At 70.6% G+C, this 201-nt stretch carries 1 pseudogene; it reads right to left on the reverse strand.

Annotated features, from left to right (window positions below):
• Positions 1-201: pseudogene (locus tag H926_RS26505) on the reverse strand (cobalamin biosynthesis protein CobG); the annotation flags it as partial.

Genomic DNA, 201 nt, shown 5'->3' on the forward strand with positions numbered 1-201 from the left:
CTCTGCCAGCGGATCGGCATCGACCAGGCCCACCGCCAGCAGTTCGGCCAGCGCAGCCTGCCAACCCGCGTGATCGAGCCCGCGCAGCTGCAGGTTGCCCCGCCGCGACACATCGATCAGGCCATTGCCATGCCGCACGGCAAGCGCGCATACCGCTTGCGCAGCATCGCGAGACAGGCGCGCCAGGCGCGGCTTGATGCG

The organism is Novosphingobium sp. B-7 (genome assembly GCF_000410615.1).
In the GTDB taxonomy this organism is placed as follows: Bacteria; Pseudomonadota; Alphaproteobacteria; order Sphingomonadales; family Sphingomonadaceae; genus Novosphingobium; species Novosphingobium capsulatum.